The 7386-nt window shown below is 69.9% G+C and carries 8 protein-coding genes; 5 read left to right on the forward strand and 3 right to left on the reverse strand.

What is annotated here, in order from left to right; translation table 11 throughout:
* Positions 1–175 precede the first annotated feature (175 nt).
* Both VJS38_RS18900 and VJS38_RS18905 read right to left on the reverse strand, forming a co-directional pair.
* The gene (locus VJS38_RS18900) at positions 176–1168 is read right to left on the reverse strand and encodes a M23 family metallopeptidase (protein WP_324089697.1); all 993 of its coding nucleotides are present in this window, start codon (positions 1166–1168) and stop codon (positions 176–178) included.
* A gap of 90 nt (positions 1169–1258) precedes the next feature.
* Positions 1259–1603: a cupredoxin domain-containing protein gene (locus tag VJS38_RS18905; RefSeq protein WP_324089698.1), complete on the reverse strand. Its 345-nt coding sequence runs from the start codon at positions 1601–1603 to the stop codon at positions 1259–1261.
* A gap of 89 nt (positions 1604–1692) precedes the next feature.
* Between VJS38_RS18905 and VJS38_RS18910 the strand changes: the two genes are divergently transcribed.
* Positions 1693–2448 (forward strand): hypothetical protein, encoded by a 756-nt coding sequence (locus VJS38_RS18910; protein WP_324089699.1) that lies wholly within the window; start codon positions 1693–1695, stop codon positions 2446–2448.
* A gap of 16 nt (positions 2449–2464) precedes the next feature.
* On the opposite strand, the gene VJS38_RS18915 is transcribed toward VJS38_RS18910, so the two are convergent.
* A complete protein-coding gene (locus VJS38_RS18915) occupies positions 2465–3574 on the reverse strand; it encodes an anhydro-N-acetylmuramic acid kinase (RefSeq protein ID WP_324089700.1) in 1110 nt (369 codons plus the stop codon).
* A gap of 209 nt (positions 3575–3783) precedes the next feature.
* Between VJS38_RS18915 and tyrS the strand changes: the two genes are divergently transcribed.
* The 4 genes from tyrS to VJS38_RS18935 form a co-directional block, all read left to right on the forward strand.
* Positions 3784–5106, forward strand: a complete 1323-nt coding sequence (tyrS, locus tag VJS38_RS18920; RefSeq protein WP_324089701.1) for a tyrosine--tRNA ligase — start codon at positions 3784–3786, stop codon at positions 5104–5106.
* A gap of 27 nt (positions 5107–5133) precedes the next feature.
* A complete protein-coding gene (locus tag VJS38_RS18925; protein WP_324089702.1) occupies positions 5134–6471 on the forward strand; it encodes a hypothetical protein in 1338 nt (445 codons plus the stop codon).
* Positions 6472–6496: 25 nt separating this feature from the next.
* A complete protein-coding gene (locus VJS38_RS18930; protein WP_324089703.1) occupies positions 6497–6958 on the forward strand; it encodes a peroxiredoxin in 462 nt (153 codons plus the stop codon).
* A gap of 152 nt (positions 6959–7110) precedes the next feature.
* A partial coding sequence (locus VJS38_RS18935; RefSeq protein WP_324089704.1) for a DUF5930 domain-containing protein occupies positions 7111–7386 on the forward strand: 276 nt, incomplete at its 3' end.

Below are 7386 nucleotides of genomic sequence, written 5' to 3' on the forward strand. Positions count from 1 at the left end.
CACCGCGCTACGCGCGCAGGCCAAGCGCGGGGTGGCGAGCGGCAATTACAAGACGATGACCGCCACCGCCAGCGGCATACCGAGCGCCGATAAGCGCGTCACGGCCTCCACGAAGGGCAGCAAGGGCGGCTCGCACAAAGCTAGAGCCTGACCCTAGGCGCCCTGTACGAGGCTTCTACAGCCTCGTCTGCAGCCGCTTCTGCATGACGACCTTTCCGCCGCGCCAGACCTTGAACTGGGCGACGTAGACGCCGCCGGGCCAGCCGGTCGGCGGGCGCTTGCGGCCGACCATGGCGAAATACTGGGCCTTATCCTTGTCCAGGGGCGGCAGACGCTGGGTCGCCAGCGTCTTCCCGTCCGGGCCGCTCAGGGTGATCTCCAGCTCGTCGTCCTTCTGCGGCTCGGAGACGCGCATGTAGGCCACGACCACCGGCGAATCCTTGGTCGGCGAGGCGACGCCGCCGTTCTCGACATCGTCGTTGGTGACCGCGGCGCCGGCGAAGCCTGAGTTGAAGATCACCCCGGCCTTGTAGGCGAGCGCCCTGGCGGCCTGCGGCGTCCACATCGAGGCGGCCGGCGCGCCGCAGCTCCCCATCGGGACGGCGGGGGCGAAGGGGTCGACCATCTGGCCGTTGTGGCGGACGCTGATGTGCAGGTGCGGGAACTCGGTCTGGCCGGAAAGGCCGACGCGGGCGATCGGGGTCCCGGCCTTGACCACGTCGCCGACCTTCACCTTAAGGCTGCCCTGCGCCAGGTGGCAGTACTGGGTCTCCCAGCCGTCGCCGTGGTCGATGACGACGCCGTTGCCGCACTCCTGGCCCGAGACCGCCTGCAGGCCGCGGGTGCGCACCGAGATGTCCGGCACGCCGTCGCGCAGGCGTGCGACCGTGCCGGGCGCAGCCGCCAGAACGTCCACCCCGCGGCGCTGGGCGGCCATGTCCAGGATGCGGATGTCGACGCCGCCGTGCTTTTCGTAGGTGCGGTGGCCGCAATGATAGTCGAGCACGCCCGGCCCCGGATCGCGGTCGACATAGTGCTGGATCTCGCAGGTCTGGCCGAGCGTGCAGGCGATCGGAAGCGACAGCTTCGGCCCCTCCGCCGCTCCATGAGGCAAAGCGGGCGCAGAGGCTGCGACGGCGGCGAGGCTCGCAAGGACGCTAAGGCGCATGGGGCGGCTCTCCTGATGGCTAGGCCGGCAGGAAGCGCACCCCGATGGCGCCCCTGTGGCGCGCTGCGGCCGACGCGCCAGCCGACACGGTCAATCCGGCTGCGCCACCGCCGTCAGGGCGCCGCTCGCGGTGTCGGCGTGCAGTTCGCCCATGAAGCTGTAGACGCCCGGCTTGAGCGGCCCGACCATGAAGTCGATCCTGCCCTTGGGCGTGACGTCCTTCTCGACGCCCAGGTCCTGGCTGTCGAACTCTTCGGTGGCGGAATCCAGGTTGATCAGCTCGATGCGAATTCGCTGACCGGCTGGAGCCTCGACCTTCTCCGGCGTGAACCGGTGATCCTTCAGGGTCAGGGTGATGGTGCGAGCCGCCGGTTCGGCGGACGTCGCCGCGGCGGGTAAGAGCAGGATCGCCGCAGCGATCAGGAACGTGCGCATCTGGGCCTCCAGTATGGCCCCCTCTTTGATGCAATTGACAATCGCTCGCAAGTGATTATTGGGCGTCGGCCAGTAGGTCGGGGATTGATATGCGAATTTGGAAACTCGCCGCGGCGATGGGGATCGCCCTGGGCTGGACGGCTGCGGCCTCGGCGGAACCGGGCCTGGCGAACAAGGTCTACAGTCCGTATGTCCGCAAGGGCGTCACCGAGGTCGAGGTGCGCGCAGGGCGCCTGACCGGCGGCCCGCTGGACGGCGAGCAGGCCGCGGTGGTGGAGGTCGAGCACGGCGTGAGCGACCGGGTGAGCCTGGCGGTGCTCGCCGAGTTCGAGCAGCACGCCGGCGAGGACAAGAAGCTCGACGCGCTGTCGGTCGAGGGCGTGGCCTATCTCGGCCAGATCCCCGGTCTCGGCGTCGATGTCGGCGGCTATCTGGAATACGAGCAGCGGATCCACAACGAGTCTGGCGTGCTGGAAGGCAAGCTGCTGCTGGCCAAGCGCGTCGGCGGCTTCGAGGGGTTGCTGAACCTGATCGCCGCCCGGGCGCTGACCGACAAGCAGGACGAGGACGCCACCGAGTTCGGCTACGCCGGCCAGGCGACGTGGGACATGGGGCGCAATGTGCGCCTCGGCGGCCAGGCGTTCGGAGACCTCGGCACCGACCACAGCTTCGGCGGGCGCCAGGGCCACTATCTCGGTCCCGTCGCCCAATGGGAGGTGCGGCCTGCCTGGCTGAAGGGGGGCGAGCTGGAGTTCGAGGGCGCCTACCTGTGGCCCGTCGGCGCCGCCGCCGACGAGACGAACGGCCAGGTCCGTTTCGTCGTGGAAGTCGAGCGGCGGTTCTGAGGCTGGACTTCGCGCCTCATCGCGGCCGGACGATCCGTCCTCCGGGCAACGGCCGGGCGACGCCGGTGGTCTTCGGGAACGAGATCGGCAGCCCTCGGGCCGTGCGGGCGGCGAGGTAGGCGAAGGCCTCCGCCTCGATGGCGTCGCCGCGCCAGCCATGGGCGTCGGCGTCGCTGATCCGGCACGGCAGCCGCTGGGCCAGGGCGCGCATGATCTGGGGGTTATGCCGCCCGCCGCCGGCGACGATCAGTTCGCCCGGCGTCTCGCCCATCACGGCGAAGGCCCGGCGCACGGCCTCGGCGGTGAAGGCCACCAAAGTGGCGCAGGCGTCCAGGAGCGAAAGGTCCTTCAGCGGCTCCAGCGGGAAGTCGTGGCGGTCCAGCGACTTCGGCGGCGGGGCCTGGAAGTAGGGATGGGCGAGGAAGCCGGCGAGCACGTCCTCGTGCACCCGGCCGGCCGCCGCCAGCCGGCCCTCGGCGTCGAAGCGTCCCGCCCCGCGGTCCTGGACCAAGAGGTCGATCATGCCGTTGCCCGGCCCGGTGTCGAAGGCGGCGATCTCGCCGCTCTTGGCGATGAAGGTGACATTGGCGACGCCGCCGACGTTCAGCACCGCCAGCGGCGGCTCCAGCCCCGCGGCTCGCGCCCGCGCCAGGTGGTAGATCGGCGCCAGCGGCGCGCCCTCTCCGCCGGCGGCGATGTCGGCGGTGCGGAAGTCGAAGGCCACCGGCACGCCGGCCTTACGCGCCAGGAGGCCCGCATCGCCCAACTGCAGCGTGCGGCCGACCGCACCGGCCTTGGGCCGCTCGTGCAGCACCGTCTGGCCGTGCATGCCGATCAGGTCGAGGTCGGACCACTTCAGTCCGTGGGCGGCGAGGAACTCCTCGGCGGCGGCGAAGTGCTCCTCGGCGCCGGCGCGCGCGGCCTCGGCGAAGATCGCCGGCGCCGGGGCGCCCCTCGGCCACTGCAGCGCCTCGCGCGTCGCCGCCAGCATCAGGTCGCGGGTCTCGTCGGTCAGCTTGCGCTCGCCGGCCGGGCCGAAGGCCAGGATGGCCTCGCCGTCGGTCTCCAGCACCGCCATGTCGACGGCGTCGAGCGAGGTGCCGGTCATGAAGCCAAGTATCTTCATCCCAGGAGTATCTTCATCCCGATTGACTGCCATGCGTCGCGGCCGGCATGCTAGCCGCATGTTCGGCAAGACCGCCCAGATCATCGGCCTCACCGGCCGCTATTACCGCCCGCTCACCTAGCGGGCCGCCGAGCCGTCGCGCCCGCCCACCGGCCGGCGCCAATCCTGAAACCATGACGCCGGCCTCCTCGATCGCCAGGAGCCATGTCATGTCCCTCGAAAACGCCTCGCCGGCCGTGCTAGAGGCCGGCCACCGAAATCCGAAGAGTTCCCAGATGTCCGACGCGCCCTTCAAGTCCGAGTTCCTCCAGACCATGCGGGCGCGCGGCTACATCCACCAGATCAGCCATCCGGTGGAGCTGGACGAGGCGGCGACCACGGGGCGCATGACCGCCTACGTCGGGTTCGACGCAACCGCCTCCAGCCTGCACGTCGGCCACCTGATCCAGATCATGATGCTGCGCCGCCTGCAGCAGGCCGGGCACAAGCCGGTGGTGCTGATGGGCGGCGGGACGACCAAGGTCGGCGATCCCAGCGGCAGGGACGAGAGCCGCAAGATGCTGACGGACGCCGACATCGACGCCAACATCGCCGGCATCCGCAGCGCCTTCGAGAGGTTCCTGACGTTCGGCGACGGCCCGACCGACGCGGTGATGGTCAACAACGACGACTGGCTCTCCAAGCTCGGCTACGTCGAGTTCCTGCGCGAGTACGGGCCGCACTTCACCGTCAACCGCATGCTGACGTTCGACTCGGTCAAGCTCAGGTTAGAGCGCGAGCAGCCGCTGACCTTCCTCGAGTTCAACTACATGCTGATGCAGGCGGTCGACTTCCTGCATCTGCATCGCGCGCTGGGCGTGGGCCTGCAGATGGGCGGCTCGGACCAGTGGGGCAACATCATCAACGGCGTCGAGCTGGTGCGGCGACTGGAGCACAAGGCGGCGTTCGCGCTGACCACCCCGCTCTTGACCACCGCCTCGGGCGCCAAGATGGGCAAGACGGCGGCCGGCGCGGTCTGGCTCAACGCCGACATGTTGAGCCCCTACGACTACTGGCAGTTCTGGCGCAACACCGAGGACGCCGACGTCGGCAAGTTCCTGCGCCTCTTCACCGACCTGCCGCTCGACGAGATCGCCCGCCTCGAAGCCCTGCAGGGCGCCGAGATCAACCAGGCCAAGAAGGTGCTGGCCAATGAGGCCACCCGGATGCTGCACGGCGCCGAGGCCGCCCAGACCGCCGCCCAGGCGGCCCAGGCGGCCTTCGTCGAGGGCCGCCTCTCGGCCGACCTGCCGACCCACGAGGCGCCCGCGGCCGAGCTCGAGGCCGGGATTATGCTGGCGGCTCTGGTCGTCGACGCCGGCCTCGCCAGCTCGCGGGGCGACGCGCGGCGCCTGGCGGAGGGCGGCGGCCTGCGCCTCAACGACAAGGCCGAGACCGACGCCAAACGGCTGGTCACCTCGGCCGACCTCGTCGACGGCGTGGTCAAGCTCGCCGCGGGCAAGAAGAAGATCGTCCTGGTTCGTCCCGTGTAGACTGAACGCGGCATCCCGGGGCGAACAATGACGGCGAGCGCACGCGGCGAGGATCGCGCGGCCTCGGCATGGCTTGAACGGCTGACGCTGGGCCTGCTGGCCTTCTACCTCGCGCTTTCGGCCTATGTGCTGTGGCGGGCAGCGGTCCTTGCGCCCTATTCGGATGAGATCGACTGGATCCAGCACTGGCGCGACCTCAAGGCCAACGGCGACTGGACGGGCTATCTGCTCGCGCCGGTCAACCTCCACCGTCTGCCCTGGATGTTCGGCCTGATCGCCTTGGACATCGACAATCTCGGCGGAACCAATATTCCGCTGATTGTTTCGGGGGCTTTCAGTGTCGCCGCAATGGCCTGGATGCTGGCCCGCGAGGCCGCCTGGGCCGCTCCGCCGCCGCTTGCCGCTCCCGCCGCGGCGGTCGCAGCGATGCTCGCGTTGATGGCGGGCATCGTTCTCGACGCCGCCACGCCGATTTGCGTGAACTACACCCACGGCACGGTCTGCGCGGTGGCGGCCATTGTGCTGGCGGAAGGCGGCGTCGAGGACGGGTTGAGCTGGCGTCGCGCCGCCGCCCTGCTTGCGGCGATCATCGCCGCGCTGGGCGACGCCGCCGCTCTCGCTGTCTGGCCGGTGCTCGCGTTTGGCGGACTGAGACGACGCGACTGGACCTGGCTCTCGGCAGTGCTCTTGCTCGGCGCCGTCTTCATCGGCCTTTACGCCTCCGGCCAGGGCGCGCAAACGGCCAGCAGCACGCACAGCGCCCGCCAGCATCCGCTCACCGCGCTGCACCTGTCGCTGAACTATCTGGCGTTGCCTTGGGTGCGGCTGAGCCTCGGCTGGGCCTGGCTTGGCGGACTCGCCATCGCTGCGGTCGGCCTGGCTGCGGTCGCCTTCCGCGGCGGCCCGCGAGCCAGCAATGCTGAGCGGATCGCCTGCGGCCTGATCCTGTTCACGTTCGGAACCGCAGCGATGGCCGGGCTCGGGCGGTCGGGCCAACCGGATCCGCTGAACGTGCCGCTACGCTACTCCGTGCTGCTGACCCCGCTGCACGTCGGCGGGTTGATGCTCGCCCTGCCCTACGCAGGCCAACTCTGGCGCAAGAACAGGAGCTTCGCCCAGGGCGTGATCGCGGCGGCGTTGGTCTTGCTGGCGGCGCAGAACACCGTGATGGCCGTGAAAGTGATCGAAGCAGGCGATATGGTGCGGGGCGCTGTGGCGGCTTTCCGCGACGGTCGCCGCTCGTCGGAAATGACGACCTTGGTCTACCCCGATCTCGCCCGCGCGACTCGCGTCTACGACCGCCTGGACCGCGACGACCTGTTCCAGCACGAGCTGCACTTGAAGCCGCAGGCGCGGCCGCGCTAAGCCGCTCGCAACAGGAGATGCTGACATGAGCGGACCGGCGGAAGGCGACAAGGCCCCGGACTTCGAGCTGCAGGCGGCCGGCGGACCGGTCAAGCTGGCCGACTACGCCGGCAAGACCCTGGTGCTCTACTTCTATCCGAAGGACGACACCACCGGCTGCACGCGCGAGGCGCAGGACTTCACCGCGCTCGCCGCGGACTTCGCCAGGGCCGGCGCGGCGGTGGTCGGCGTCTCCAAGGACACGGTCGCCAAGCACCAGAAGTTCACCGCCAAGTACGATCTGGGCGTCGTCCTGGGCTCGGACCTGGAGGGCGCCGTCGTGGAACGCTACGGCTCCTGGGTGGAAAAAACCCTCTATGGGCGCCGGTACATGGGCATCGACCGCTCGACCTTCCTGATCAAGGACGGGGTCGTGCGCCGCATCTGGCGCAAGGTGAAGGTCGCCGGCCACGCCCAGCAGGTGCTGGAGGCTGTGCGCGAGGCCTGAAGCGCGCGCGGGCCCACCGTCGCCTTCCTGGAGAAGAACAACCCGCCGAACTGACCCTGCGACTCACGGCCGCTTGCGATGGGTTAAAATTTGGTCAACATCGCCGGCCTGCGGGTGAGGCTGGGGGACGGCGGGTGGAGCAGCTGGAGCGTTTGCGCGCACGCGTCGTGGCGCTGTTCCCCGAGCGGCATCTTTACGTACGGCAGGGCGGCGAGATGCGCGCCTTCGTGCTCACCCGGCGGACGCAGATGCTGGCCGCTGGCGGGGCGGCCGCGGCGGCGCTGTGGATGGGCGTCTGCACCGCGGCCATGCTGATCACCCTGATCCAGGGCTCGACCGCCGACCGCCAGGTGGCGCAGGCCAAGGCTCAGTACGAGCGCTGGATGGCCGACCGCGAGGCGCGGCGGCCAGGCGCGGCGGCTTCGCCC

This window comes from Phenylobacterium sp. (assembly GCF_035276905.1).
Taxonomy (GTDB): Bacteria; Pseudomonadota; Alphaproteobacteria; order Caulobacterales; family Caulobacteraceae; genus Phenylobacterium.